The sequence below is a fragment of the Caulobacter sp. ALps2 genome (genome assembly GCF_058681635.1).
In genome coordinates this window covers 1,325,211-1,349,234 of sequence record NZ_CM178743.1, presented here as the reverse complement: position 1 = coordinate 1,349,234, position 24,024 = coordinate 1,325,211, and the positions used below count along the sequence as shown (strand labels likewise).

The window sequence follows — 24,024 nt, the reverse complement described above, 5'->3', positions numbered from 1 at the left end:
AACTCGGTCGCGTCGCGAACCAGGAGATGACCATGCCCGCCAATTCCCTGAATCCCGCCGCCAAGGAAGCCGACAAGGCCAAGGGCTCGGCCATGGACGCCGTCGAGCACGCGGAGCGTAGCTTCGCCCAGGCCGCCGAGGCCGCGCGCGCCCAGCTGACCGAAGCCGCCAAGCGCGTCGAGAAGTCGGTCGCCGAGGGCTTCGAGACCCTGCGCGCCCAGAGCCGCACCTATACCGACACAGCCGGCCAGCAGATCGAGGACGCCCAGCGCTACGCCTCCGAACGCATCCGCGAACGTCCGATCACCGCGACCCTGGCCGGTCTGGGCGTGGGCGTGCTGATCGGCCTGCTCATCTCCGGCGGCCGTAGCGGCAACCGGTGATCTTCGAGAAAACCCTGATGACGCTGGCGGCGGCCGCGGCGATCGCCGCCGCCGCCGCGGTCGGCGTCGTGTCCGCCGCCTTCGCGGTCTACGCCGTGCTGGTCCCGCTGGTCTCACCGGCGGGCGCCGCCGCGATCGTGGCGGCCGTCGCCGCCCTGATCGTCGCCGTCGCCGGCATGATCGCCGCCCGCAAGGTCGAGGGTCATCGCCACCAGCAGAACGCGCCGCCGCAGGCCGGCTTCGACATGACCGCCAGGGTCGTCGAGATCGTCCGCGACCGCCCGATCATGTCGATCGGCATCGGCCTGGCCGCCGGGATCTTCGCCTTGAAGAACCCGACCCTGACCGCCGCCGTGGCCAAGGCCTTTCTGGACCCGAAGCCGCCTCAGCGCTGACCTAAAGCGCCAATTGGGCGTTTATCAGACGCCGTACGCCGCCGGGCTCGCTCGGCGGCGTTTTCACGTCGTCGGATTTTCTGGGATTTCTTGGGAAGCCCCAAGTTTCAAAGGGAATTTCTCAACTAAAGTTGAGCGGGCTGGCCTGCTTTAGAAGCTTACGCTTTGGCCTCGCCCGTTCTAGATGCCTTCCGCGCGTTCCCTTCCTCTCCATGGGAACGCCTTCCCCATGGAGTGATCATGACGTACTCGCTGCCCGACCTGCCCTACGCCTACGAGGCGCTGGAACCGACGATCTCGGCCAACACGCTGCGCTTCCACCACGACAAGCACCACGCCGCCTATGTCACGGCCCTGAACGGCCTGCTGGCTGGCGACGACAAGGGCTCGCTGGAAAACGTCATCAAGACCGCCGGCCCCGGCAAGGTGTTCAACAACGCCGCCCAGGCCTGGAACCACGCCTTCTTCTGGGACGGCCTCTCGCCGACCAAGACCGCGCCGGGCGGCGAGCTGGCCGCCGCGATCGAGTCGACCTTCGGCGGCCTGGACGCCCTGAAGGAGAAGTTCGTCGCCGAGGGCGTCGGCCACTTCGGCTCGGGCTGGGTGTGGCTGGTCTCGGACGCCTCGGGCGCCCTGAAGATCATCTCGACCCACGACGCCGAGAGCCCGGTCACCCAGGACCTGACCGCCCTGGTGGTCGCCGACGTCTGGGAGCACGCCTACTATCTGGACTACCAGAACCTGCGTAAGGGCTTCCTGGAAGCCGTCTTCGACAACCTGATCAACTGGACCCTGGCCGACAGCCAGTACGCGGCCGCCAAGTCGGGCGCTCAAGGCTGGGCTTACCCGGCGCCCACCTAAGGTTCTCGGGTTTCCGGAACGTCCGGCGAGTCGGGTGCGTTGTTCTCAAGCGAGACAACAATCCCGGCGTCGCCGGATTTTTCGGAGAGACCCATGCTGAACTGGGCCGTGACCTTCCTGGTGATCGCCTTGATCGCCGCCCTGCTGGGCTTCACCAGCATCGCGGGCACCGCGATCGGGATCGCCAAGATTCTGTTCTTCGTCTTCCTGATCCTGTTCGTGGTGTCCCTGGTCGCCAACGGCTTCCGAGGGCGCGGCGCGCCACGCTAGGCGGAAACGACCGAACGAAGAGCGGCGCGGCCTTCGGGTCGCGCCGTTTTCGTAACTGGGTCCCGTCTTTGACTTAAGACCGACGATCGAAGGCCCAGGTGCGCCAGACGTCGAACTTGCCGCGCTCATAGGCCATGGCCGCCACCCGCACGCAGTGGGGCTCGACCTCGATGACGTTGAAGCCGGGCGCGGCTCCCCGCTCGCGATGCGACAGGGTGCCCGAGCCGACCGCCTGGGTCTTGCCGTCGCCGAACGGGATGGCGGTGACGAACGGCAGGTGGATGTGGCCCGACAGGATGACGTCTACGCCGGCGTTGACGAACCGGTTGGCCGCGTTGATCCCACCATGCACCTTGGCGGTCATCGGTCCGCCCAGGATTTCCATCAGCGGATGGTGGCAGACCACGATCCTCAGGTCGCCAGCCGGGGCGGCCTCCAGCTCGCGGACGACCCGGCGGATCTGGCCGCGCGACACCGCGCCCTTCGACCAGTTCCAGCGGATCTGGGCGGCGCGGGCGGTGTTCAGCGAGGTGACGGTCACCCCCGGCGCCCGCCAGGCCGCGCCGTCCTCGTCGCCGAAGCGGTCCTTGAACCGGCCCCAGGTGCGGGTGAAGCGCTCGAAAAGCTCGCGCGGACCGACGAACGGCGTGTCGTGGTTGCCGGGCACGACGATCATCGGGTCGGGCAGGCGCTTGAACCAGGCGGCGGCGGCGTCGAACTCGGGGACCTTGCCGTCCAGGGTCAGGTCGCCGGCGGCGATCACCAGGTCCGGCGCGGCGTCTAAGATCCAGGCCGTGGCCGCCTCTATGGCTTCTTTGTTCTCGCCGCCGAAATGGATGTCGGAGACCTGGACGAGCTTCATGGTCAGTCTTGTTCCGGGGGGACCAGTGCGCGGAAGGCCTTGGGCCGGAAGCGGATCGAGACCTCGGGATCGAGCCTTGCCGGCTCGCCGTCGAAGATCGCCGGGATCCGGCCCCGAGCCCAGACCTTGCCCACCCGGCAACGGCCGACCGACACCGAAGGATCCTCGCGCCACTGGCCGCGGGCGGCGTTGAAGCCCAGGCGAAAGACGTCCAGGGCGCTGGACGGGTCCATGGCGGCGGCTTCCAGGGCGCGCTCCTCGGCGTCCAGGGCGGTCGAGACCAGAGGGCACATCAGGGTCAGGGCCTCGGCCTTCTGCTTGGGGCGGCCGTCCAGGGTGAAGCGTAGCCGGCCGGAGAAGGCGCTGCGCAGGGCTCGACGGGCGCGGGCGACGGCGATGGCGGCCTTGCCCTCGCGCGCGGCCTCGCGGGCCGTGGCCCACAGGGCCGGGCTGCCCAGGATGGCGGCGACGAAGAACAGGCGTCCGCCGACCTCGCCGCCCGAGATCATCCGCGCCTCGCCGCTCTCCAGGCAGGCCTTCATGGCCGCCTGCCAGTCGCGCTCGCCATAGAGGGCGCGGGGCAGCATGTTCATGGTGCCGCCGGGCAGCGGCGCGATCAGCGGACCGTCCGGCCCGGCCAGCTCGGCCGCGGCCCGCGCGGTGCCATCGCCGGCCAGCACCAGCACCGCATCCGGCGCGCCGTCGATCACCGCGCGCAGGCAGTCGGAGAGCTCGTCCGTCGTCGGCGCATGAACCACGCCCGAGACGCCGTATTCGGCCAGCAGCTTCTCGGCGATCTTCGGCGCGTCGGGACCGACCGATCCCGATGCGGTGTTGGCGATGACGTCGATACGCTTCACGCGGCGTCCCCTCTCGTGAAAGTCGCTGACGCAACGGCTGCCCGCGTCCCATGGTTCCGCTTGCGAACGGAACCGTCGCTCCTGGGAGCCGTTTGCTCCGGCACGGGGACAGGAAGCTCGGATCGGAGAGAGCCACCATGAAGATGACCATGATCGCCCTTATGGGCGTGGGCGTGCTGGCCTCGGCCTGCACCTCGACCGGCAATGTCGAACGCAACGCCGCCGGCGGCGCCGCCCTGGGCGCGCTCGCGGGCGCGGTGATCGGCAACAATGTGGGCAGCGGCAGCGCCGGCACCGGGGCCGCCATCGGCGCGGCCATCGGCGGCACCGCCGGCGCCGTCAAGGGTTGCCGCGAAGATGGCGGTTGCGGCTCGACGTCGGTCAATCGCCGCCAGTACTATGACGAGCGCGCGGGGCGTTACTACTATTACGACTCCCGCAGCGGTCGCTACTATTGGGAAGACGGCAGCTCCCGCTACTAGTAGCGGTCGGCGACGACGCCCAACGAAAGGCGATCGGCCTGGCCGGTCGCCTTTCTTGTGTTCGCAAGCTTCGGTGGAGGGTGGAATGAGAACGACGAAGACGATCATGGTCTTGGGCGCCATGGGCGGCCTGGCGCTGGCCTTGGCCGGCTGCGCCGAGACGCAAGGCCCGTGGCGCACGCTGCGCAAGCCGGTGGCGGCCGCGACGCCCAGCTGCGACGGCTTCCAGTCCTCTGTCTATTTCGAGCAGGACAGCGCCGCCCTGACCAAGGAGGCCAGGATGGTTCTCTCCGGCGCCCAGACCCAGGCGCGCGGCTGCAAGGTCAAGTCGGTGCGGGTGATCGGCCTGGCCGACGCGGTGGGGGCTTCGCAGACCAATCTTGCGCTCTCCAGGCGCCGGGCGGAGACGGTGATCTCGGCCCTGGCCAAGGTCGGCTTCAGCAAGGTCGACATCGACGCGGCCGCCGTGGGCGACGCCGGCGCCGTGTCGGCCTCGGGCGCGTCCGCGCCGCTGCGCCGCCGGGCCGACATCCTGTTTGATCTGGAAACGCCCTGATGTTCAAACAAGGCCGCCTTCCTGGGCCCCGCGCCCGGGACGGCGGGCCGGGCGGTTAACGACCGTCCACGAAGAAGGGCGGGCCGGATTGCACCGGTCCGCCTGAGTTCGCATCAACAAAGGGGGGTGCGAAGGCGGCAGACTGGCTATCGCCAGTCTCAAGTCGGGGGGGCGTCGCCGCCTTCGCAAAGATGAAAACGACAAGTCGCGCGATGGGTTCCCGCCCCGCGCGATTTTTTTCGCACGCGATTTGCTGGACGCTTCTTGGTCCCGTTGAACCGTCGGTCCAGAGACCAATCGTGGAACGGCCAAGGCCGCGGGACGTTGGAATCCCAGGCGGACATGGTGTCCGCCGGGGCAGGGGAGCAACGTCGTGATCCGGACATATGTGGCCGAACATGGCGGTACGGTTTTTGTCTCGACGCTGAGTCAGCGTCAAAAAAGGATGCGTTCGCGGATCATGGCCTTGGCCGTGATCGTGGCGGTCGGCGTCTCGGCCGGGATGGTCCAGGCGTTCAACGACCGTGAGCGTGCGAGCGCCGCCGCCATGTGGACGCCATAGGAGGTATGAGATCATGCCCGCCGACATTCATCACAACGCCACGCCTGAACACGCGCCCAGGCTGAACGCCACCCGCGCCCGTCAGGGCCGTTGGGGCAAGCACGTGTTCTGGGTGCTGATCGTCTCGACCGTCCTGGCCGCCATCGCCCTGTTCGGCGCCTGGACGTATCGCTCCAACGACCTGGCTTCGGTCGAGGTCAACAACGGGGCGAAGACTCCGGCGGAGGCCCAACGGTATGACACGCCGCAGCAGCCGGCCCGCCAGACGCCTTAAGGGGCCTCTTCCCTCTCCCCTTGCGGGAGAGGGTGGCCCTGGCGAAGCCAGGGTCGGGTGAGGGGTTGAAAGCAGAAACCGCCGCGACGCGCCTAGCCGCCGTCGCGGCGGTTTTCGTTTGTGCGACCCCTCATCCGCCGACTTCGTCGCCACCTTCTCCCGCAAGGGGAGAAGGGACAAAAGAAAAACGGCCTCCCTTTCGGAAGGCCGCTTCGCGTCTCGGGAAGTCGCTAAACCCTACGCCGCCTTGGTCTGGGTCCGGCGCGGGTGGAAGAACAGGGCCTGGCCGATCGCCGCCTTCACCGTTTCCGGCTGGAAGGGCTTGGTGATCAGGAAGGTCGGCTCCGGGCGCTCGCCGGTCAGCAGGCGCTCGGGGAAGGCGGTGATGAAGATCACCGGCACGTCCATCCGGCCGAGGATGTCCTTGACCGCGTCGATGCCCGACGAGCCGTCGGCCAGCTGGATGTCGGCCAGCACGAGGCCGGGGGTGTTGCGGGCGACCGCGTCGACAGCCTCGCCTCGGGTGGCGGCGATGTCGATCACATCGTGACCCAGTTCCTTGACCAGCGCCTCGATGTCGGCGGCGATGACCGGCTCGTCCTCGATGATCAGGACCTGGGTGGCGAGCTCGGCGTCGATCTCGGCCTGGGCGTCGGAAATCAGGCGTTCCACCTCGCCGAAGTCGCAGTCCAGGATCTGGGCCGCTTCGGTCGGCGTGAACCCTTCCAGCGCGGTCAGCAGGAATGCCTGGCGAGACCGCGGAGCGATGCGCATCAGGCGCTGCGAAGCATCCGTGCCCTCGATCGCGCCGTCTTCGCGGCGGGCTTCCAGCTGGGCGCCGGAGCTGAGCCAGATGGCGTGGAACACACGATACAGCGCCACGCGCGGCGACAGATCGGCGTCCAGCGAGCGCTCACCGGCCGCCAGGGCCTCAAGGGCCACGCGGACATAATGATCGCCGGTCTGCTGGTCGCCGGTGAGGGCGCGGGCGTAGCGGCGGATGTAAGGCAGATGCGGCGCCAGCCGAGCTAGAAGACTCATGACCCCTCCCGATGCGGTGTCTTCGAAAACAACAAAACGAACGGCAAAGCTAAGCCGTTCCGTCGAAGTCCGATAACGCCCCCTCAACTGAGCGGTTCCGCGAACGACGGAATTTTGACATCTTACGCCCAAGCTTATGGAACCGGGCACGGAAAACCACGTTGTCGTTTGGCGGAAAGACATTCGGCCAAAGGGGGCGGACGCCGATGCAAATGCAGTTCGGTGTCGAGGACATGATCGAACACGTACCCATGGAAGATAAACGCAAGAGCGCCGCGGCGCTGGATGAAGCGCGTCTGCGTCAGCAGGCCATCGGCGTGAAACTGCGTCAGATGTTCGATGAGGTCGTCAACGAGGCGGTGCCCGACGAATTCCTCGATATTCTTCGCAAGGCCGAGCCTCCGAAGGGAGAGCGCTGAGCATGAGCGAACCGCAAGTCGGCCGCTCGCCGCCCGACCCCGTCCGTGACGTCGCCTTCAAACGCGAACTGGTCACGCTGATTCCGCATCTGCGCGCCTTCGCCCGCACGCTGACCGGTGACCCTACCGCCGCCGACGATCTGGCGCAGGACGCCATGATGAAGGCGTGGGACGCGCGGGCCAGCTTCCAGCTGGGCACCAACATGAAGGCCTGGACCTTCATGATCCTGCGCAACCAGTTCTATTCCGAGAAGCGCCGCAGCTGGCGCCAGAGCCAGCTGGACCAGGAAGCCGCCGAGCGGACGCTGGTGGCGGTCGACGATCCGGAGGCCCCGGTGGCCCTGGACGAGCTGCGCCTGGGCCTGGCCATGCTGCCGGCCGAACAGCGCGAAGCCCTGATCCTGGTCGGGGCCGGCGGCTTCGCCTACGAGGAGGCGGCCGATATCTGCGGCTGCGCCGTCGGCACGGTGAAGAGCCGGGTCAGCCGGGCTCGCCGGGCATTGCAGGCCATCCTGGAAGCGGGCGCCTATGACCGAGACGGCGCCTCCGCCGGCGACGCCATGCACGCGATCCTGGCCGACGCGGAGCGGTTGAGCTCTCTACGGTGAACGCCCTCGCCGGCCGCGCCGCGCAGGCCGTAACCTCCATCCGCGTCCGCCTGGCCGTCGCGCTGTTCGTGGCCTTGCTGCCCGTGCTGCTGCTCGGCGCCGCGCAGTCGATCTTCGCCTTCCGGGCGGAGGCCGACGCGCGCCGCCAGAGCCTGGAGCTGGCCGCCAGACACAGCGCCACGCTCGCCCGCGCCCGCATCGAATCCGCCAGCGTGCTGCTGCAGACCCTGGCCCCAGGCTCCGTGGGGCTGGAGTGCGCCCAGCGGTTGGCCGACGTGCGCGCCCGCCTGACGGGTTATGCGAACCTGATCCGCTTCGACAGCCGAGGCCGGGTGGCCTGCGCGGCCGCCACCACGCCCTATGACGCCCAGCGCGGCGAGCGGTCGTGGTTCCAGGCGCTGCGCGATGGCGATTCGACCGTGGTGGCCAGCGCCCCGGGCGCGGTCTACGCCAACGAGCCGGCGGTGCTGGCGGCGAAGCGCGCGGGCACGCCCGACAAATTCGAAGGGGCCATGGCCGCGGTCCTGACCCTGACCGATCTCAAGTTGGAAACCGCCAGTCGCATCATGCCCGACGGGGCCGAGGTGGCCCTCGCCGACAGCAATGGCAACGTGTTCGCCGCCACCGACCCGCGGGCCTTCGAATCGGTCGCGGCCCGCTGGCGCCAGGAAGCGACCAAGAATCGCTCGGCCTTGTGGAACGGCCGCGACGCCCAGAAGCGCGCGCGCACCTATTCGGCCGCGCCGCTGGTCGACGACGACGTCTTCGTGGTGCTGTCCGCGCCGGCCCCGGGCCTGTGGTCCTGGGCCTCGCTGAGCCCGATCTCGCGGATGCTGCTGCCGCTGCTGGCCTTCGCCTTCGCCCTGGCCGCCGTGCTTTATGTGGCCGAGCGGGGCGTGGTGCGCTGGATCGTCTATCTGCAGCGCGTGGCGGCCATCTACGCCCGCGGCCGCTTCACCGTGCGGCCCTTGCAGGCCGAGCGCGCGCCGCCCGAGATCCGCGAACTGGCCGCCACCCTGGACGCCATGGCCGGCACCATCGTCACTCGCGACGCTTCGCTGATGGACAGCCTGGCCGAGAAGGACGCGCTGATGCGCGAGATCCATCACCGGGTGAAGAACAACCTGCAGATCATCACCTCGCTGCTCAACATGCAGCAGCGGGCGCTGGCCGATCCGGCGGCCAAGGCGGCGATGAACGATACCCGCCAGCGCATCACCGCCCTGGCCCAGATCTATCGCGCCCTCTACCAGGGACCGGACCTGAAACGGGTGGACCTGAGGCCGTTCCTGGAGGAGCTGACCGCCCAGCTGCTGGCCAACGACATGTCGACCTCGTCGCTGGTGCGGACCGAGGTGCACGCCGATCCGCTGGTCATCGATCCCGACCGGCTGGCGCCGATCGCCCTGTTCGCGGTCGAGGCCATCACCAACGCCCAGAAACACGCCTTCGGACCCCATGGCGGGACGCTGGAGGTCGGTTTCCACGTGCGCGGCGAAGAAGCCGAGCTGTCGATCAGCGACGATGGTCCCGGCGTGGCCGAAGGCCTGGGCGGCGGGGTCGGCCGAACCCTGATGACCGCCTTCGCGCGCCAGCTGCGCGGCAAGGTCAGCTTCGAAAGCCACGCGCCGCGCGGCCTGACGGTGCGCCTGATCTTCCCGACGCCGCAGGCCGTGACGCCGCGAGTTTGAATCCGGAACCGAGCTTCGCTGCTGGCGTTCTCTGGGGGCACTTATTCACACGCCCCTTACCTCCCCTTCCCCGGGGCGCATTAGCGGAGAAGACCATGCGCAAGCTCGTGATTATCGCTGCCGCCCTCGCGTCCCTGTCGGTCGCGGCCTGCAACACCGTCGAAGGCGCCGGCAAGGACGTCTCGTCGGCCGGCAAGGCCGTCAGCGACACCGCCAACGACGTCAAGTAAGGCCTAAAACCCTTACGGATCAGAGGCCCGCCGGTTCCGCCGGCGGGCCTTTTGTCTTTCCAGAGCATTCTTGCGACAGCTGGCGAAGTGTTTCTTCATCGCAACCTTAGGGCGGTCCGCCGCCATCGGGCTGAAAAACTGCCCGATCAAACTCGGCTTGTTCGTCGAGGAGATCCGGGAGCTTGGCCGCCAGCAACACCATCTTCGTGCATAGCGGCTGGCGTTGCTCCAGCACCTATGTCTGGCATCGCTTCCGGGCCTTGGCGGGCGTCCGCGCCTATTACGAGCCCTGGCATGAACAGCTGGCGCGGGTGACCGCCGAGACGATCAACACCGAGACCCCCGACAACAGCGGCCTGCGCCATCCGGGCGGGACCGAGCCCTATCTCAAGGAATTCGAGGTCGTCCTGGATCCGGCCGGCGGCGTGGCGGGCTTCGATGCGAGCTTCGCCCTGGACCGCTTCTGGATCGAGCCCGAGGCCAGCGACCTGGCCCAGCAGGCCTATGTCGAGGGTCTGGTGCGCGCGGCGCGCGCGCGGGGCGAGACGCCGATCTTCGCCTGCTGCCGCAGCTTGGGCCGGGCGGGCTGGCTCAAGCGCCGGTTCGGCGGTTTCCACGTCATGCTGGTCCGCGACCCGGTGCAGCAATGGTTGTCATTCTATTCGCTGCGCAGGCGGCCCAGGCCAACCTATTTCGAGCTCTGCCACTATGTGCTGCTGTCGGAGATGGCTGGCGGGCGAGACGTGTCGCGCGTCCTTCTGGGGCGGGACTTCGACGGTGGTGGAACCCTGGACCAGCGCCTGGCGGCGGTTCGTCGCCGGCTGAAGCGCGCCCCGGCCAGCGTCTCGTTCCAGGCCTTCCTGGCGGTGTGGCTTCGCTCGTATCTGAAGGCTCTGCCCGAGGCCGACCTGGTGGTCGATGTCGACCGCCTGGCCCGTGACCAGGCCTATGCCCGCGAGATCGAGGCGGCGATCGAGGCGGGTTGCGGCCTGAGGCCGGACTTCTCCGACTGCCGCGCCCCGGCTCCGCACGGCATCGTCCCGCCGGTGCGGTGGCGCAAGGCCGCGCGCGAAGTCGTCGACCTGATGGATTTGCACGGCGCGATCGTCGGCCAGGAGGCCCATCCGATGCTGTTCCGCAAGCTGGCCCCGGCCTTCGCGGCGGTGACGCGGGCGCCGGTGGGGGCGGCGAGCAAGATCGGGGAGGCCGTCGGCGGCCTGTTCGGCGGGGCGGCGGTGGCCCGCGCGCCGGCGAAAGCCTATGCGGCGGCCGCGGCGACCCGCACGGACGGATCGCGCAGATAGATCCCGGAATTGCCCGGCGCGGCGACCAGCAGGTCGTCCATCACACTGGCGTCGTCTTCAGGATCCAGCACCAGCACGCCGTCTTCGGGCAGCAGGGCGACCAGCGCCTGAACCACTTTCGCCCGTAGCGTAGCGTCCATGCCGCGCAGCACGCCGCGCAACAGGATGACGTCGAAGCGGCCCATCACCGAAAGGTCGGCCAGCAGGTTGATCCGCTTCCAGCGCACCACCTGGCGAATGCGCGGCGAGATCGCCCAGGTGTCGTCGTGGTTCTCGAAATACTTGACCAGCAGGCGGATCGGCAGGCCGCGCTGGATCTCGAACTGGGTGTAGATGCCGGCCTGCGCCTTCTCCAGCGAGCGCTCGGACAGGTCGGAGCCGAAGAATTCGAAGCGGGCGCCGGTCGCCAGGCCGGTCGCCTCGTTGGCGGCCATGGCGATCGAATACACCTCCTGGCCCGTGGCGCAGGCGGCGCTCCAGATGCGGATCGGCGCTTCGCGGCGGCGCTGCGACAGGGCCGGCAACACGTCGTCGCGCAGCTGAGCGAAGGCCTCGCGGCCGCGAAAGAAGGTGGTCTCGCTGCGGCACAGGGCCTCGACCACGGCCCAGATCAGGCGCTCCTCGCGGTTGGCGCGCAGGGCCGCGATCAGGGCGTCGATCGAGTCGTAGCCCTCGCGGCGAGCCAGCGGCGAGAGACGGCTTTCGACCAAGTAAGGCTTCTCGGTCTCGACCCGCACGCCGGCGCGGGCGCGGGCCAGGGCGGCCAGCAGGTCCATGTCCTCGGGCGTCACAGCAGCCCCGCCTCGGCGAACTTCGCCTCGATGATGTCGCCGTCGAAAGGCTTCATGATGTACTCGTCCGCCCCGGCCTCCAGAGCCGTGCGGATGTGGTCGACGCTGTTCTCGACCGTGCAGAAGATCACCTTGGGCGCATCGCCGCCGGGCTCGCCGCGCAGCTGGCGCAGGAATTCGATGCCGTTCATCACCGGCATATTCCAGTCGAGCAGCACCGCGTCGGGCATGGCCGCGCGGCACCACGCCAGGGCCTCCATGCCATCGGCGGCCTCGGCGATCTCGAAGCCGATGTCCTCGAGGACTCGGCGGGCGACCTTGCGGATCACCCGGCTGTCGTCGACCACCAGACAGGTCTTCACGGCATGCTCCAATTCAGACCGCCATGGTGCGAGCGGTCTGGTTAAGGAGCGGTTTGCCTCAACCCGGATCGGGGTGCGGCAAATGTAAACTTTGCGGTGAAGCTTACGGAGCGTGGCGGCCGAAAGCGGTCGCCGGTTCCGGCGCCCGCCACGCGACAAGGAAAGAGCTTAGGCGGGCACCCAGGCGGCGATGCTGGCCCGCTCTTCGCCGATCTCGACGGCGATCTGGCCGCCGGCCGCGCGGACCAGGGCGTTCAGATAGGCCGCCTGCACCCACGGACCGCCAAGCCCTTCGGCCAGGGGCTCGCCGCGCAGGCCGGCCAGAACCTCCGGACGCAGGCGCGCGCGGGGGCCGACCGAGTCGGCGATGATCGAGAACCGGCCATCGGCCGCGACGCCCTTGACCGTGGCCACGCCGCCGGCCGGGAGGGCGCTGGCGGCGATCTGGGCGATGTTGAGGATGGCGCGCGACGACGGCTTGTTCATCGCCTGCGGCTCGATCTGCCAATCCAGGCTGGGGCGCACATGAGCGAAGACGCCCTGGGCCAGCTTTTCCAGCTCGCGGGAGTCGAAGTTCTCGGCCGAGGCCGAGGCGCCGAAGGCCACGCGGGTGAATTGCAGCAGGTCGGCCAGCTTGCGGGCCGACGAGGCGATCAGGCCCATGGCGTCGTCGCGCATGTCCTGGGCGGCCGGATCGTCCAGCAGGTCCAGGCCCGAGACGATGGCGCTGGCCGGGCTGATGAAGTCATGGCACAGGCGCGCGGCCAGCATGGCGGCGAAGTCGGGGCCTTGGACGTCCGTTTCGGGGGACGCGGGCGCGGGGGTCTCGGAAACGGTGTCGGTCATGGCGGCGAACTCTGCCGTGATTTGAGATTTTGGCAAACCGGGCCGTGAGCGGAAGGCCCTCGGCGCGGCCCGCCATGGGTTGGATAACGCCCCGGCGGAAAATCCGACTCATTCGGCGGAAGCCAATTTCCACGGGACCCGGCGAGCGCTACAGGGAGCGCGTCATGGATCCGTTTCTCGAACCCGGCGTGCTCGTGCGCCATCCTGGCCAGCCCGACTGGGGCCTGGGCCAGGTGCAGTCGGTGATCGGCCATCGCGTGACCGTCAATTTCGAAGAGGCCGGCAAGCAGACCATCGACGCGACGCGCGTCTCCCTGGTCTTCGTCGGCGACGACCCCCGGGGACAATAGAACATGATCGAGAACCTCGCCGCCCAAGATCTTGCTGACTGGGGTCGCGCCCTCGCGAAAATCACCGAGGAAGCGGCGGCGGTCATCCTGCCGTTCTGGAAAACCGAACTGGCCGTGGCCCAGAAGGCCGACGAAAGCCCGGTCACCGAGGCCGACCGCGCCGGCGAGCGCCTGATCCTGGAGCGCCTGGCGGAGCTTTATCCGGACGTCACGGTGATCTCCGAGGAGCACGCCAGCGAGTTCGGCGCGCCGGACGCGGTGGGGCCGCGGTTTTTCCTGGTCGATCCGGTCGACGGCACCAAGGCCTTCGTGCGCGGCGATCCCAACTTCACGGTCAATATCGGCCTGATCGACAATGGCGTGCCCGTCGCTGGCGCGGTCTGCGCCCCGGCCACGGGTGAGGTCTGGTTCACGACGGCCGCCGGCGCGGTCAAGCGCACCGGCGTCGATGGCGCCGAGGTTCCGGCCCGCGTGCGTCCCTGGCCGACCGGCCAGGCGCTGGGCCTTGTCAGCCACACCATGGGCGAGGAAAAGGCCGCCGAGCTGGCCGCCGAATACGGCTTCGACCTGCGCGCGCCCATGGATAGCTCGATCAAGATGTGCCGCATCGCCGAGGGCTCGGCCGACATCTATCCGCGCCATGGCCCGACGTCGGAGTGGGACACCGCCGCCGCCCACGCGGTGCTGGTCGCCGCCGGTGGGCGCTTCACCCAGCCGGACGGCTCGCCCTTCACCTACGGCAAGGCCGACCAGGCTTTCCGCAACGGCTGGTTCGTGGCGCGCGGCTAGGGCGCGGCCTCGGGGGCCTTTTCCGGCGGCGTCGTCAGGATGGTCCCGACCGAGGCCGCCACGATCGCGACAATGGCCAGCCACTGGGTGACGGCCAGGCGCTCGTGCAGGATGACGAGGCCCGCCAGCGCTCCGACGGCTGGCTCGGCGCTCAGCATGACGCCGAAGCTGCGCTTGGGGATGCCGCGCAGGGCGATCATTTCCAGCGAATAGGGGATGGCGCTGGACAGCACCGCCACGATCAGGCCCAGCACGATCAGCTTGGGCTGGAACAGCGCCGCGCCCGCCGTGAACAGGCCGACCGGCGTGACGATCAGCGCCGCCGTGGTCATGCCCAGCGCCACCGAACGGCCCGCGTGCAGGTGGCCGATCCGCTTGCCCAGGATGATGTACAGCGCCCACAGCACCGCCGCCGCGCAGGCGAACCCGACCCCGACCGGGTCCAGGTGCGCCGCGCCGGAGTGGATCGGCAGCAGCAGGCCAAGGCCCAGCACCGCCAGGCCGATCCAGACGAAGTGGATCAGCTTGCGCGAGCTGGCCACGGCCAGGGCCAGCGGGCCGCAGAACTCGATAGCGATGGCCAGGCCCAGCGGAATGGTGCGCAGGGCCAGATAGAACACCAGGTTCATCAGGCCGACGGAGGCGCCGTACAGGGCGACCTTGGAGAGGTCAGCGCGCGCGATCGGATGCCGCCACGGCCGCCAAATGATCAGCAGGATCAGCGCCGCGAAGAACACCCGATAAGCGGCGACCCCCTGCGCCCCGACCAGCGGAAACAGGCTCTTGGCGAACGACGTACCAACGCACAGCGTGACGATGGCCCCGAACAGGGCGGCGTAGGGCAGCAGGTGCGGGCGGGAGGCGGGCATGGGCCGCTTTTAGGGGGCGGCGAGGGTGCGCGCTAGCTGGGCGCGTCGTGGGGTTGCCCGACCCAATCTTCGCTCGCGTGGCGGACGCGCTGGATGAAGATGTCCGGACCGTCGACGCGATAGAGAATGATCTGGCTGCGATAGGGATGGACGCGTGAGCCGCGTTCCAGTTCACCGCGCTCCGGCGCCGTGAATGGAAAATCCTAGAGAAGCTCGAAGGTGCGTTCGAGACCTTCATGATAGCGCTCAGCCTGATCGACGCCGAACATCTCCACGCCCGTGACGTAGATCTGGATGATGTCTTCTTCGGCCTTTCCGCTGAGCCTATACGCCACGACCGACCTTGCGGCGTGCCTCGGCCAGGATCTCGCTCATGGACTTGGTGCTCGGGCCGCTGTCTTCGGCTTCGTCTACGAGGCGTTGCAAGGTCGCGATCTTGTCGGTGCGTTCCTGATCGCGTCGGATCAGGTCGCGGACATAGTCGCTGGCATTGCTGTAGCGACCGGTTTCGGTCTGTTCCTCGACCCATTCCTTCATTGCGGCGGGAAGGGAGACGTTCATCGTGGCCATGGCGCACCTCTGGCCGAATAATGGCATACTTTGCCAAAGCTTGCCACGGGGTTAGGCGACTATACCGACTAACCCCGTGAAATCGCTACTTCTTCACCCAGCCGCCATCCAGCGGCTTCCAGAACTGACCCGGCGCCAGGCGGCTGTAGAGCTGCTTGGCGGTGGCCTGGCCGGCGGCTTCGGGCGTCACGCCGGTCTTGGCGGCGATGTCCTTGTAGGCGGCGGCGCGGCCGGTGTTGATCTCGGCCACGGCCGAGCGCAGCCCGGCGTCGCCGCCGGCCACGATGCCCAGATAGCCGTCGGCCTGCTCGCCGACCGTGCCAGCCGACTTGGCGGCGTCGACGGCGGCCTTGGCGGCGGCCGACTGGGCGAAGGCGGGGGCGGACACGGCGGCGAGGGAGAGGCCCATCGCCAGAACCGTCATCGTCTTGCGGATCATGTCGGTTCTCCTCCTAGAACAGGTTGGGGTTCTGCTGGATCAGCGACTGGACTTCCTTGTCCAGTCGCACGCGCACGTCGGCGTCCAGCTTGGCGTAGATGTTGATCGGGTCGACCTTCACGCGGACGGTGGGCGTGCAGGCGGCCGCGCCGAGCGCCGCCGTCGCGATAAAGCCCATCAAGAGGGCGCGCTTTCTCATGCGTTTCTCCAGTTCGTATTCAGGATGATCGGTCACGGTTGAACCGGACCTGAACGAGGTTGGGTGGCCGTCGCTTCTTCCTCGGCGAACGAGCGGCGCCAGGCCGCCAGAAGCTCGTCGAAGTTCAGCGACGTGTCGAGGGTCAGATCGACCGGCGTCTTGGCCGGAAGGGCGATACGTTTGTCGAAGGCCCGCCCGCGCAGCAGGTCCAGGATCCCGACCCGAGCCTTTTCAGCGACTTTCGGGTCGTGCTCGCCCTTGATGTGGAAGAGAATGCCCAGGCGCCCCTTATCGGTGCTGTTCACGCCGGCTTCCAGCTGGTCGAAGGCCAGGTTTTCCATGGCCTGGTAGGCGAAGTCCCGGATGGCGTTGACCTGAGCCGGGGCGGCGGGCGGTGCGCCGGGGCTGTCATTGGGGCTGTCGGCGGGCGAGGCCGCGACATTGGTCAGGGCCGCGCGCGACAATTCGATCCGGCCGGGCTGGATCGCGCGGATCTTGCCCTGCTGGAAACGCAAGCCCTCGGGGCCGAAGGTGAAGGGCAGGCGGCCGTCGACCACGGCCTGGGCCTTGACCTTGTCGCCCAGGGACGAGGCGGCCAGCACCTCGCCCAGGTCCAGGTGCTCGATGACGATGACGCCGCTGATCGTCTTGCCAGGCTCGAAGGACACGTCGGTCGGCTCGATCGAGATGCGGCCCTTGGCGGCCTCGAACGTCGCCTTCGATACGTGCAGGGCCTCGGCGCCCAGCTGGAACACCGACTCGACGGCGGTCAGCGGCACGAGGCTGTCGATCTTGACGATCTTCAGGGTCTGGTTCGAGGCGGTGGTCAGCGGCGCCAGGCTGTTGAAGTCGACGGTCCCGTCCAGGGTGGCGACGAAGCCGATCGGGCTGGTGAAGTCGATCTTGTCGACGACCAGGCGGCCGCGGCTGGTCGCGCCCTGGGCGTCCCAGGCGAAGACGCCGGTGAAGCTGGCCGGGCCTTGCGCGCTCTGGGCGAAGGCGGCCATCGGCGACAGCTCGGCCGGCTGCAGTCCGCCCTTGGCGAAAGCCAGCTTGGAGGCGTCGATGTCGGCCTGGCCCTTGCCGGTCGCCACGACGTGGCGCAGGCGGATCTCGCCCAGCGGCGCGCCGACCGGCGTCGAGCCCTGGAAGGTCCCGCTCCAGAGGCCGCTGGCGAGAGCCAGACGCCCTTTAGCAAGAATGGTGTTGAAACGGCGGCTTTCGGCGACATCGGAGATTGCCGCGCCGTCGACCCGGACGGTCGAGCGATCGAAACCGCCGGCTCCGCCCAAGGTCGCCTCGCCCTTGATGTCGCTCAGTTTGGCCTCGGCCACGGCCAGCGCGCCTTCGCCATCCTGGAAGCGCAGGGCCGCGCTCCAGCCGTTGGCGCCGGCCGTGACCAGCGGGGCCTTGGCCGGGCACAGCTGGGCCTTGATGGCGGTGACGGGCGCGTCGCCCAAGGCATAGGCCTTGGCGGTGATCGGGACGCACTTGGCCGTGGTCAGCGTGAAGCGGCCGCCGGCGATGCGAGCCTGGCCGTCGACCTGGCCGGTGACCCCCTCGATCGGCGGCAGGTCGAAGTTTTCGGTGGCGATCGACAGGGGCGAGGTCATCACCCCGCCGTTGGCTTGCCAATTCGGGGCAGAGACCTTCACGACCGGCAGGCCGCCGCCGGACAGCGCGGCGCGCAACGTCCCGCGCGCGGCGTTCGGGCCAGCGTCCAGCGATGCACCGGCCGTCAGGACGACGCCGTTGGGGGCGGAGAGACGCGCGTCCTGGCCCATCTTGAGCCGTGCGCGGCCGCCGTTGACGTCCAGGCCGACGGCCGGCAGCGACAGGGTGAAGGTCCGCAGGGCCTGGGCCAGCGGCTTGCCATAGGCCGGGTTGGGGATCAGGGCCGCCAGGCGTTCGGCGTCGGGACCCGAAATGCCGCTCTTGCCCCCGGCCGAGCCGTTCAGCGCCAGGATGAGCCCGGCGGGACCCTGGTCGATCCGCCCCCGGGCGTTCAGTTTCGCCGAGGACAGGGCCAGGGCGCCGCCGGCCAGGCGCGCGGCCGTGGCGTCGATCTCCAGCGGGCCCTTCAGCGTCGGGCTTTTGCCGTCGGTGGTCATGGCCAGGCCGCGCGAGGCGGTCTTGGCGCGCAGGTCGCGCACGGCGGTTCCGGCGGCGACCGCCTGGCCCGCCCGCAGCTCGGCGCGGGCGTCGCCCTGGGCGCTGACGCGGCCGTCGGCGCGGCCGGCGGTGACATGGTCGAGGTCGAAGGTCAGGCCGGTCTCGCGGGCGTCCAGCGCCGGGGCCGACAGGCGTCCGCCGCGCACGGCGCCGTGCGAACGCCCCAGGAAGGCGAAGCGCTCCAGCCCACCGTCGAGACGTCCGGCCAGGGCGATGTCGCCGGCCAGGTCCCGCGCCTGGTTGTCGCCGACCCGGCCGCCGCCGGCCCGCAGGTCGAGGCGCGCTTCCAGCGGTCCGCTGGCGGTCCGTTGGCCCAGGTCAGGATAAGGCAGGTCGGCCGACAGCTTGGCCCTGGCCTCGGACAGGTCGGCGGCCTCGCTCTCCAGGCTGTCGATGGCCAGCGAGACCTCGAGCGTCAGGCGGCCGCCGCGCTTGCGGGCCGAGACGGTCGCGCCCTTGCTGTCGATGACCAGGTCGCGGGCGGCGTAGCGCAGCGGCGCCAGGCGGCCGTCGAAGCGCAGCAACTGGCCGTCGTCCAGGCTGGCGTCGCCGGTGATCCTGGCGCGGCCGCCGGGGGTGATCAGGTCCAGACGCGCGTCCTCGACCAGGACAGCCGGGCCGGGGACGTTGGGTTTCTTCGGCGACTTCAGCGCCTCGTCGATCAGCGGCTGCAGGGCGCCGAAGCGGACCTGACCCTTCTCGTCGATGCTGGCCAGCACGCGGGGGCGGACCAGGCGCACGGCGCGGGTCTGGATGCCGAACTTTTCGCCATTCCACGGGGCGGCCAGGTCGTAGGCCACTTCAAGCCGGTCGGCGGAGAAGACGGGGTTGTCGCGCGCGCCCAGACGGATCTTGCCGGTGAAGCCGGTGGCGTCCAGGTCGTCCAGCTCGACGGCGGCCTCGACGCCGCGGTCGCGCAGCCAGGCCTCGGCCAGCTCGCGGCTGATTTCACGGCGGCCCGACCAGACGACCAAGCCCGTGGCGATGAAGGCCAGCATCGACAGCGACAGCGCTTCCAGGCCGAGATCGACCAGGCGCGCGCGGTCCCACGATCCGTGAGGCGCTGTCTTATCGGTCGAGGGGGTGGTCGCGGGGTCGGCCATCAGGTCCTGAAGTCTAGCGCCTTAAAAAGCCCCCCGGCTAAGCTTTAGATCCCTACTTCGAAAAACCCAGCACGTCCTGCATGTCGTACAGGCCCGGTGGCCTGCCCTTGACCCAGACGGCGGCGGCGATGGCCCCGCGGGCGAACAGGCCCCGGTCGATGGCCGAGTGCGACAGGGTCAGGCTCTCGGACTCGCCGGCGAAGATCACGCTGTGCTCGCCGATGATCCCGCCGCCACGCACGACCGAGAAGCCGATCGCGCCCTCCTCGCGGGCTCCGGTGACGCCGTCGCGGGCCCGCTCGGCGACCTGGGCCAGGCCCACGCCGCGCCCCTCGGCGGCGGCTTCGCCCAGCATCAGGGCCGTGCCCGAGGGCGCGTCGATCTTGCGCTTGTGGTGGGCCTCGAAGACCTCGATGTCCCAGTCTTCGGCCGGCAGGGCGGCGGCGGCCTGGCGGACCAGGCCCATCAGCATGTTGACGCCCAGCGAGTAGTTGCCAGAGCGGACGATGGCGATCTTGCTCGCGGCGGCGTCGATGCGGGCCAGCTGTTCGTCGCTGAAGCCGGTCGAGCCGATGACCAAGGCCGGCCCACCCTTCGCGGCGGCCTCCTCGGCCAGCAGCACCGAGGCTTCCGGCAGGGTGAAGTCGATCACCGCCTCGGCGATCGCCAAGGCCTCGTCCCGCGAGACCAGGTCAGCGCCTTCGACGCCCGGACGTTCGAAGCGGGCGGCGGCGACGGCGTCGGCGCGGCCTTCCAATGTTTTCGCCACGGCCTGGCCCATGCGGCCGTTGGCGCCGGCGATCGCGATCTTCACGGGCTGGGACAAGGCAGGCTCCGACGGACTCACAGTAAGCGCAGATCGCCCATTCCGCCCTCCGAGGTCAACCTCACGCGGCCTTCCCGAAGGTCAGCGAGGTTGACGCAAGGCCAAGTCCAACAAGCGTTTGCTGGCGCTTTCGAGGTCTTGAGCGGTTGTGACGCTCCGCGCCCGTCGCTACGGTGACCCCACATAAGGGCGTGTTCGCATCGACGGCGCGCCCCTTCTTCGACTTGCGCAGCAGGAATGGGAAACGCCGGATGAGCGACGCGGAACGCAAGACCTTCACGGACGAGGAGGCCTTGGCCTTCCACCGTTACCCCCAGCCCGGGAAGCTGGCGGTGACCCCGACCAAGCCGATGGCGACCCAGCGCGACCTGTCGCTGGCCTATTCGCCCGGCGTCGCCGTTCCCGTGCACGCCATCGCCGCCGATCCGGACGCTGCCTACGAATACACGTCCAAGGGCAACATGGTCGCCGTGATCTCGAACGGCACCGCCATTCTGGGTTTGGGTGATCTGGGCGCGCTGGCCTCGAAGCCGGTGATGGAAGGCAAGGCGGTCCTCTTCAAGCGCTTCGGCGACGTCGACAGCATCGACATCCTGGTCAGCTCCAAGGATCCCGACGAGATCATCACGGTGGTCAAGAACATCGGGATCACCTTCGGCGGCATCAATCTGGAGGACATCAAGAGCCCCGAGTGCTTCCGCATCGAGACCGAGCTGCAGGAGCTGCTCGACATCCCGGTGTTCCACGACGACCAGCACGGCACGGCCATCATCTGCGCCGCCGGCCTGATCAACGCCTGCCACATCACCGGCAAGAAGCTGGAGGACGTGAAGGTCGTGCTGAACGGCCCTGGCGCGGCGGGCATCGCCTCCCTGGAGCTGATCAAGGCCATGGGCGTGCGGCCCGAGAACTGCATCGCCGTCGACAGCAAGGGCGTGCTCTACCAGGGCCGCACCGAGGGCATGAACCAGTGGAAGAGCGCCCACGCGGTCAAGACCGACAAGCGCACCCTGGCCGAGGCCGTCGCCGGCGCCGACGTGCTGCTGGGTCTTTCCGCCAAGGGCGCCTTCACGCCCGAGATGATCGCCTCGATGGCCCCCAATCCGGTCATCTTCGCCATGGCCAATCCCGATCCGGAGATCACCCCCGAAGAGGTGCACAAGGTCCGCAAGGACGCGATCATGGGCACGGGCCGCAGCGACTATCCCAACCAGGTCAACAACGTCCTGGGCTTCCCCTACATCTTCCGCGGCGCGCTGGACGTGCGGGCTCGTCGCGTCAACCACGAGATGAAGATCGCCTGCGCCCAGGCCCTGGCCATGCTGGCCCGCGAGGACGTGCCCGACGAGGTCGCCGCCGCCTATCACGGTCGCCAGCTGAAGTTCGGCCCCAACTACATCATCCCCTCGGCCTTCGATCCGCGCCTGATCTGGTACGTGCCGCCGTTCGTGGCCCAGGCGGCCATGGACACGGGCGTCGCCCGCAAACCGATCGCCGACATGGACGCCTATCGCGCGGGCCTCGCCCAGCGCCTGGATCCGACCGCCGGCTTCCTGCAGAAGATCTCCAACGCGGTCCTGGCCAAGCCCAAGCGCATCGTGTTCGCCGAGGGCGAGGATCCCAGCGTCATCCGCGCCGCCTACGCCTACCAGACCGGCGGCTACGGCCGGGCCATCCTGTGCGGCCGCGAGAACCTGGTGCACGAGAACATGCGCCTGGTGGGCCTGGATCCCGAGGTCGTCGACCTGGAGATCATCAACGCCCGCCTGTCCGACCGCAATCCGGACTATGTCGACGCGCTCTATCACCGCCTGCAGCGCCAGGGTTACCTGAAGCGCGACGTCCAGCGCCTGATCAACCAGGATCGCAACAGCTTCGCCGCCTCGATGGTGGCGCTGGGCGAGGCCGACGGCATGGTCACCGGCGTGACCCGCAGCTTCGACCAGGCCCTGGAGGAGGTGCTGCGGGTCATCGACCCGGCCCCTGGCGGCCGGATCATGGGCATGTCGGTGGTGCTGGCCAAGGGCCGGACGATCTTCGTGGCCGACACCAACGTCACCGAGCTGCCGGAAGCCGACGAGATCGTCGAGATCGCCTGCGAGGCCGCCCGCGCCGTCAAGCGCCTGGGCTTCAAGCCGCGCGTGGCCTTCATGAGCTATTCGACCTTCGGCAACCCGATGGGCCTGCGCTCGGAGAAGGTGCGCGAGGCCGTGGCCATGCTCGACGAGATGGAGGTCGAGTTCGAGTATGAGGGCGAGATGCCGCCCGAGCTGGCGCTGGATCCGGAAAAGCGCGCCAACTACCCGTTCATGCGCCTGACCGACAGCGCCAACATCCTGATCATGCCGGCCATCCACTCGGCCTCGATCGCCACCAAGCTGGTGCAGTCGCTGGGCGGGGCCACGGTGATCGGCCCGATGCTGCTGGGCCTGTCCAAGTCGGTGCAGATCGCGCCGCTGTCGGCCTCGGTCTCCAAGATCCTCAACATGGCCATGATGGCCGCGTACGACCAACCGGTGGACGCGTCGGCGGAATAGGCTCCGCGCCTCCCCGCCGCCCCTCTGTGTCAGGGCGCCGCACCGCCTTTATCGGCGGTCGCGGCCTCCCATCTAAGTCCTGTCGGCAAGAGTAAGCCGACGCGTAAGCCCTCCGGCCGGCGTCATTCCCTTGCGGCGCCGGCCGGCCCTTACACCTTCTTCTTCTGCGGGTAAGGCGTTTCGCCCCGGTCCAGCATGGCGACCAGGTCGGCGATCTTTTTCTTACGACCTGCCTCCGTCTTCATGTTGTGCACCCTGAACGCCAGGGCGAAGCGGTTCTGGGCCGACAGCGTTTCCATCATCTCTTTCGCCTTCGGGCTGGCGTCGATCGCCGCCTGGAAGTCGTCCTGGATCTTCATGTCCTGGCCGCTGCCATAGGCGCGGTCCCACCGGCCGTCAGCCTTGGCGGCCTCGACCTCGCGCAGGCCGTGCGGCGTCATCCGGCCTTCGGTGATCAGCCGCGCGACATTGTCGACATTGATCTGGCTCCAGATGCTCTTCCTGCCGCGCGGCGTGTAGCGCTGCAGGAAGCTTTTCTCGTCGAAGCTCTTCTTCACCCCGTCGATCCAGCCCCAGCACAGGACGACGTCGATCGCCTCCTTGGCGTTGATCGAGGCCAGGCCCGAACCGACCTTGTGGATCTTGATCCAGGCCTCCGGGGCCTTGTCGTGGTTCTTGGCCAGCCAGGCATAGAAGGCCTCGGCGTCGACGAATTCGTGGACGCGGTCGGGATCGACGTGAACTGGGGCCATCGGAACCTTCGGACGGGGATTGGGGACGCTGTATCCCCGTTCTTTTCGAGACAAAGCCGCGCCGGATCAACGACTTCCGAAAAAGATCACCGCGCCAATGATCCGCGTTCAGAACCGCCGCACAATCATAGCCATCCCCGTCGCGGGGGAGGGCGTTTGGATCCGGCCCAATACGGCGGCGGGGCTAGGTTGAGCGGGGCCGCTGGCGGTTCCCGGTCGTCCGAAGGTCGTCGCATCCTCCGGGATAGGCGGGCGATCGGGTGGCGTCGGGATCAAGGCCGAGCAGCGGAGCGACAGGGCGGTGATCGTACAAGCCGCCTATCGTGGATCGCCGAGCTGGAGACGGATTGAGCCGATCCAGTTGGTCCACGCCCGTCCGGGGGCTCTTGGGGACCCGAGCTGAAATACGCTCACGCCTCCCGTCCTCACGGAAAAAACAGCCTGGCGGAGCGGTCAGCGAGCCGAAACAAAAACAACCACACGGTCTCCGGGTTCGCCCGGCCGCTCCGTCGCCTCCCCATCCACTCGTGGCCGCACGGCGCGAGGGCGATAAAACACGTCCCCTCCCCTCGATGGGGAGGCGCAGGGGTGGGGTGAACACGGCGGTCGATGCCGCGCACG

The 24,024-nt window shown here is 68.7% G+C and carries 29 protein-coding genes and 1 pseudogene; 15 read left to right on the top strand and 15 right to left on the bottom strand.

From position 1 onward, the window contains the following. Positions 1 to 32: 32 nt before the first annotated feature. The 4 genes from ACW173_RS06335 (at position 33) to ACW173_RS06320 (ending at position 1,909) form a co-directional block, all read left to right on the top strand. Positions 33 to 383 (top strand): hypothetical protein, encoded by a 351-nt coding sequence (locus ACW173_RS06335; RefSeq protein ID WP_492084014.1) that lies wholly within the window; start codon positions 33 to 35, stop codon positions 381 to 383. Continuing rightward, positions 380 to 778, top strand: coding sequence for a hypothetical protein (locus tag ACW173_RS06330; RefSeq protein ID WP_492084013.1), 399 nt, complete (start codon positions 380 to 382; stop codon positions 776 to 778). Before ACW173_RS06335 ends, ACW173_RS06330 begins: the two co-directional genes overlap by 4 nt. Positions 779 to 1,018: 240 nt before the next feature. After that, a complete protein-coding gene (locus ACW173_RS06325; protein WP_492084012.1) occupies positions 1,019 to 1,639 on the top strand; it encodes a superoxide dismutase in 621 nt (206 codons plus the stop codon). A gap of 93 nt (positions 1,640 to 1,732) precedes the next feature. Further along, positions 1,733 to 1,909, top strand: a complete 177-nt coding sequence (locus ACW173_RS06320; RefSeq protein ID WP_454718380.1) for a DUF1328 domain-containing protein — start codon at positions 1,733 to 1,735, stop codon at positions 1,907 to 1,909. Positions 1,910 to 1,982: 73 nt separating this feature from the next. Here the strand turns inward: ACW173_RS06320 and ACW173_RS06315 are convergent, their stop codons facing one another. Continuing rightward, entirely contained in the window at positions 1,983 to 2,771 is a 789-nt protein-coding gene (locus tag ACW173_RS06315) for a metallophosphoesterase family protein (RefSeq protein WP_492084011.1), read from the bottom strand. 2 nt (positions 2,772 to 2,773) lie between these two features. Further along, entirely contained in the window at positions 2,774 to 3,631 is an 858-nt protein-coding gene (locus ACW173_RS06310) for a diacylglycerol/lipid kinase family protein (RefSeq protein WP_492084010.1), read from the bottom strand. 137 nt (positions 3,632 to 3,768) lie between these two features. Here ACW173_RS06310 and ACW173_RS06305 point away from each other — a divergent pair, with 137 nt between their 5' ends. The 3 genes from ACW173_RS06305 to ACW173_RS06295 all read left to right on the top strand — a co-directional run bounded on the left by ACW173_RS06305 (position 3,769) and on the right by ACW173_RS06295 (position 5,505). Beyond that, positions 3,769 to 4,113 (top strand): YMGG-like glycine zipper-containing protein, encoded by a 345-nt coding sequence (locus ACW173_RS06305; protein WP_492084009.1) that lies wholly within the window; start codon positions 3,769 to 3,771, stop codon positions 4,111 to 4,113. An 85-nt stretch (positions 4,114 to 4,198) separates the two neighbouring features. Continuing rightward, entirely contained in the window at positions 4,199 to 4,669 is a 471-nt protein-coding gene (locus tag ACW173_RS06300; RefSeq protein ID WP_492084008.1) for an OmpA family protein, read from the top strand. Positions 4,670 to 5,244: 575 nt separating this feature from the next. Then, the gene (locus tag ACW173_RS06295; protein WP_492084007.1) at positions 5,245 to 5,505 is read left to right on the top strand and encodes a hypothetical protein; all 261 of its coding nucleotides are present in this window, start codon (positions 5,245 to 5,247) and stop codon (positions 5,503 to 5,505) included. Between the two features lie 237 nt (positions 5,506 to 5,742). Here ACW173_RS06295 and phyR read toward each other — a convergent pair whose 3' ends face one another. Continuing rightward, a complete protein-coding gene (gene phyR, locus ACW173_RS06290) occupies positions 5,743 to 6,546 on the bottom strand; it encodes an anti-anti sigma factor/receiver protein PhyR (protein ID WP_492084006.1) in 804 nt (267 codons plus the stop codon). A gap of 233 nt (positions 6,547 to 6,779) precedes the next feature. On the opposite strand from phyR, the gene nepR reads away from it, so the two are divergent. The 5 genes from nepR (at position 6,780) to ACW173_RS06265 (ending at position 10,798) form a co-directional block, all read left to right on the top strand. Then, positions 6,780 to 6,965, top strand: coding sequence for an anti-sigma T factor NepR (nepR, locus tag ACW173_RS06285; protein WP_492085926.1), 186 nt, complete (start codon positions 6,780 to 6,782; stop codon positions 6,963 to 6,965). 2 nt (positions 6,966 to 6,967) lie between these two features. Next, positions 6,968 to 7,573 (top strand): sigma-70 family RNA polymerase sigma factor, encoded by a 606-nt coding sequence (locus ACW173_RS06280; protein WP_492084005.1) that lies wholly within the window; start codon positions 6,968 to 6,970, stop codon positions 7,571 to 7,573. Next, the gene (phyK, locus tag ACW173_RS06275) at positions 7,570 to 9,264 is read left to right on the top strand and encodes a sensor histidine kinase PhyK (protein WP_492084004.1); all 1,695 of its coding nucleotides are present in this window, start codon (positions 7,570 to 7,572) and stop codon (positions 9,262 to 9,264) included. Before ACW173_RS06280 ends, phyK begins: the two co-directional genes overlap by 4 nt. Positions 9,265 to 9,359: 95 nt before the next feature. Continuing rightward, positions 9,360 to 9,494 carry an entericidin A/B family lipoprotein gene (locus ACW173_RS06270; protein ID WP_492084003.1) on the top strand — a complete coding sequence of 45 codons (135 nt, stop codon included), beginning with the start codon at positions 9,360 to 9,362 and terminating at the stop codon, positions 9,492 to 9,494. 182 nt (positions 9,495 to 9,676) lie between these two features. After that, on the top strand, positions 9,677 to 10,798 hold the full coding sequence (locus ACW173_RS06265) for a hypothetical protein (RefSeq protein WP_492084002.1): 1,122 nt from the start codon (positions 9,677 to 9,679) through the stop codon (positions 10,796 to 10,798). Here ACW173_RS06265 and ACW173_RS06260 read toward each other — a convergent pair. From ACW173_RS06260 to chpT, 3 genes are all read right to left on the bottom strand, one after another. After that, positions 10,753 to 11,589 carry a CheR family methyltransferase gene (locus ACW173_RS06260; RefSeq protein WP_492084001.1) on the bottom strand — a complete coding sequence of 279 codons (837 nt, stop codon included), beginning with the start codon at positions 11,587 to 11,589 and terminating at the stop codon, positions 10,753 to 10,755. The genes ACW173_RS06265 and ACW173_RS06260 overlap by 46 nt on opposite strands. After that, positions 11,586 to 11,963, bottom strand: a complete 378-nt coding sequence (locus tag ACW173_RS06255; protein ID WP_492084000.1) for a response regulator — start codon at positions 11,961 to 11,963, stop codon at positions 11,586 to 11,588. The genes ACW173_RS06260 and ACW173_RS06255 overlap by 4 nt, the downstream gene beginning before the upstream one ends. A gap of 156 nt (positions 11,964 to 12,119) precedes the next feature. Further along, on the bottom strand, positions 12,120 to 12,797 hold the full coding sequence (chpT, locus tag ACW173_RS06250) for a histidine phosphotransferase ChpT (RefSeq protein WP_492083999.1): 678 nt from the start codon (positions 12,795 to 12,797) through the stop codon (positions 12,120 to 12,122). A gap of 164 nt (positions 12,798 to 12,961) precedes the next feature. On the opposite strand from chpT, the gene ACW173_RS06245 reads away from it, so the two are divergent. Both ACW173_RS06245 and cysQ read left to right on the top strand, forming a co-directional pair. Beyond that, a complete protein-coding gene (locus ACW173_RS06245) occupies positions 12,962 to 13,147 on the top strand; it encodes a DUF3553 domain-containing protein (RefSeq protein WP_492083998.1) in 186 nt (61 codons plus the stop codon). A gap of 3 nt (positions 13,148 to 13,150) precedes the next feature. Then, on the top strand, positions 13,151 to 13,936 hold the full coding sequence (cysQ, locus tag ACW173_RS06240; protein ID WP_492083997.1) for a 3'(2'),5'-bisphosphate nucleotidase CysQ: 786 nt from the start codon (positions 13,151 to 13,153) through the stop codon (positions 13,934 to 13,936). Here cysQ and ACW173_RS06235 read toward each other — a convergent pair. From ACW173_RS06235 to dapB, 8 genes and pseudogenes are all read right to left on the bottom strand, one after another. Further along, a complete protein-coding gene (locus ACW173_RS06235) occupies positions 13,933 to 14,805 on the bottom strand; it encodes an EamA family transporter (RefSeq protein ID WP_492083996.1) in 873 nt (290 codons plus the stop codon). The genes cysQ and ACW173_RS06235 overlap by 4 nt on opposite strands. A 32-nt stretch (positions 14,806 to 14,837) precedes the next feature. Next, positions 14,838 to 14,984 (bottom strand): annotated as a pseudogene (locus tag ACW173_RS06230) (hypothetical protein); the annotation flags it as partial. Between the two features lie 24 nt (positions 14,985 to 15,008). Continuing rightward, complete coding sequence (locus ACW173_RS06225) at positions 15,009 to 15,140, bottom strand: type II toxin-antitoxin system RelE/ParE family toxin (RefSeq protein ID WP_492083995.1); 132 nt, start codon at positions 15,138 to 15,140, stop codon at positions 15,009 to 15,011. Beyond that, a complete protein-coding gene (locus tag ACW173_RS06220) occupies positions 15,130 to 15,402 on the bottom strand; it encodes a type II toxin-antitoxin system ParD family antitoxin (protein WP_492083994.1) in 273 nt (90 codons plus the stop codon). Before ACW173_RS06220 ends, ACW173_RS06225 begins: the two co-directional genes overlap by 11 nt. A 58-nt stretch (positions 15,403 to 15,460) precedes the next feature. After that, positions 15,461 to 15,814, bottom strand: a complete 354-nt coding sequence (locus ACW173_RS06215; protein WP_492083993.1) for a YdbL family probable chaperone protein — start codon at positions 15,812 to 15,814, stop codon at positions 15,461 to 15,463. A 13-nt stretch (positions 15,815 to 15,827) separates the two neighbouring features. Next, positions 15,828 to 16,013 (bottom strand): YnbE family lipoprotein, encoded by a 186-nt coding sequence (locus ACW173_RS06210; protein WP_454718363.1) that lies wholly within the window; start codon positions 16,011 to 16,013, stop codon positions 15,828 to 15,830. Between the two features lie 32 nt (positions 16,014 to 16,045). Next, positions 16,046 to 19,288 carry an intermembrane phospholipid transport protein YdbH family protein gene (locus ACW173_RS06205; protein WP_492083992.1) on the bottom strand — a complete coding sequence of 1,081 codons (3,243 nt, stop codon included), beginning with the start codon at positions 19,286 to 19,288 and terminating at the stop codon, positions 16,046 to 16,048. A 52-nt stretch (positions 19,289 to 19,340) separates the two neighbouring features. Continuing rightward, positions 19,341 to 20,114: a 4-hydroxy-tetrahydrodipicolinate reductase gene (gene dapB, locus ACW173_RS06200; protein ID WP_492083991.1), complete on the bottom strand. Its 774-nt coding sequence runs from the start codon at positions 20,112 to 20,114 to the stop codon at positions 19,341 to 19,343. 251 nt (positions 20,115 to 20,365) lie between these two features. On the opposite strand from dapB, the gene ACW173_RS06195 reads away from it, so the two are divergent. Beyond that, positions 20,366 to 22,651, top strand: coding sequence for an NADP-dependent malic enzyme (locus tag ACW173_RS06195; protein WP_492083990.1), 2,286 nt, complete (start codon positions 20,366 to 20,368; stop codon positions 22,649 to 22,651). Between the two features lie 149 nt (positions 22,652 to 22,800). Here the strand turns inward: ACW173_RS06195 and ACW173_RS06190 are convergent, their stop codons facing one another. Then, positions 22,801 to 23,403, bottom strand: coding sequence for a YdeI/OmpD-associated family protein (locus ACW173_RS06190; RefSeq protein WP_492083989.1), 603 nt, complete (start codon positions 23,401 to 23,403; stop codon positions 22,801 to 22,803). Between the last annotated feature and the right edge of the window lie 621 nt (positions 23,404 to 24,024).

What these genes read in the sequence shown, in the direction of transcription:
- ACW173_RS06335 (WP_492084014.1), top strand. Translation starts at nt 33, where the DNA reads ATGCCCGCCAATTCCCTGAATCCCGCCGCCAAGGAAGCCGACAAGGCC.
- ACW173_RS06325 (WP_492084012.1), top strand. Translation starts at nt 1,019, where the DNA reads ATGACGTACTCGCTGCCCGACCTGCCCTACGCCTACGAGGCGCTGGAA.
- ACW173_RS06320 (WP_454718380.1), top strand. Translation starts at nt 1,733, where the DNA reads ATGCTGAACTGGGCCGTGACCTTCCTGGTGATCGCCTTGATCGCCGCC.
- ACW173_RS06315 (WP_492084011.1), bottom strand. Translation starts at nt 2,771, where the DNA reads ATGAAGCTCGTCCAGGTCTCCGACATCCATTTCGGCGGCGAGAACAAA.
- ACW173_RS06305 (WP_492084009.1), top strand. Translation starts at nt 3,769, where the DNA reads ATGAAGATGACCATGATCGCCCTTATGGGCGTGGGCGTGCTGGCCTCG.
- ACW173_RS06300 (WP_492084008.1), top strand. Translation starts at nt 4,199, where the DNA reads ATGAGAACGACGAAGACGATCATGGTCTTGGGCGCCATGGGCGGCCTG.
- ACW173_RS06295 (WP_492084007.1), top strand. Translation starts at nt 5,245, where the DNA reads ATGCCCGCCGACATTCATCACAACGCCACGCCTGAACACGCGCCCAGG.
- phyR (WP_492084006.1), bottom strand. Translation starts at nt 6,546, where the DNA reads ATGAGTCTTCTAGCTCGGCTGGCGCCGCATCTGCCTTACATCCGCCGC.
- nepR (WP_492085926.1), top strand. Translation starts at nt 6,780, where the DNA reads ATGATCGAACACGTACCCATGGAAGATAAACGCAAGAGCGCCGCGGCG.
- ACW173_RS06280 (WP_492084005.1), top strand. Translation starts at nt 6,968, where the DNA reads ATGAGCGAACCGCAAGTCGGCCGCTCGCCGCCCGACCCCGTCCGTGAC.
- ACW173_RS06270 (WP_492084003.1), top strand. Translation starts at nt 9,360, where the DNA reads ATGCGCAAGCTCGTGATTATCGCTGCCGCCCTCGCGTCCCTGTCGGTC.
- chpT (WP_492083999.1), bottom strand. Translation starts at nt 12,797, where the DNA reads ATGACCGACACCGTTTCCGAGACCCCCGCGCCCGCGTCCCCCGAAACG.
- ACW173_RS06245 (WP_492083998.1), top strand. Translation starts at nt 12,962, where the DNA reads ATGGATCCGTTTCTCGAACCCGGCGTGCTCGTGCGCCATCCTGGCCAG.
- cysQ (WP_492083997.1), top strand. Translation starts at nt 13,151, where the DNA reads ATGATCGAGAACCTCGCCGCCCAAGATCTTGCTGACTGGGGTCGCGCC.
- ACW173_RS06235 (WP_492083996.1), bottom strand. Translation starts at nt 14,805, where the DNA reads ATGCCCGCCTCCCGCCCGCACCTGCTGCCCTACGCCGCCCTGTTCGGG.
- ACW173_RS06220 (WP_492083994.1), bottom strand. Translation starts at nt 15,402, where the DNA reads ATGCCATTATTCGGCCAGAGGTGCGCCATGGCCACGATGAACGTCTCC.
- ACW173_RS06215 (WP_492083993.1), bottom strand. Translation starts at nt 15,814, where the DNA reads ATGATCCGCAAGACGATGACGGTTCTGGCGATGGGCCTCTCCCTCGCC.
- ACW173_RS06210 (WP_454718363.1), bottom strand. Translation starts at nt 16,013, where the DNA reads ATGAGAAAGCGCGCCCTCTTGATGGGCTTTATCGCGACGGCGGCGCTC.
- ACW173_RS06205 (WP_492083992.1), bottom strand. Translation starts at nt 19,288, where the DNA reads ATGGCCGACCCCGCGACCACCCCCTCGACCGATAAGACAGCGCCTCAC.
- ACW173_RS06195 (WP_492083990.1), top strand. Translation starts at nt 20,366, where the DNA reads ATGAGCGACGCGGAACGCAAGACCTTCACGGACGAGGAGGCCTTGGCC.
- ACW173_RS06190 (WP_492083989.1), bottom strand. Translation starts at nt 23,403, where the DNA reads ATGGCCCCAGTTCACGTCGATCCCGACCGCGTCCACGAATTCGTCGAC.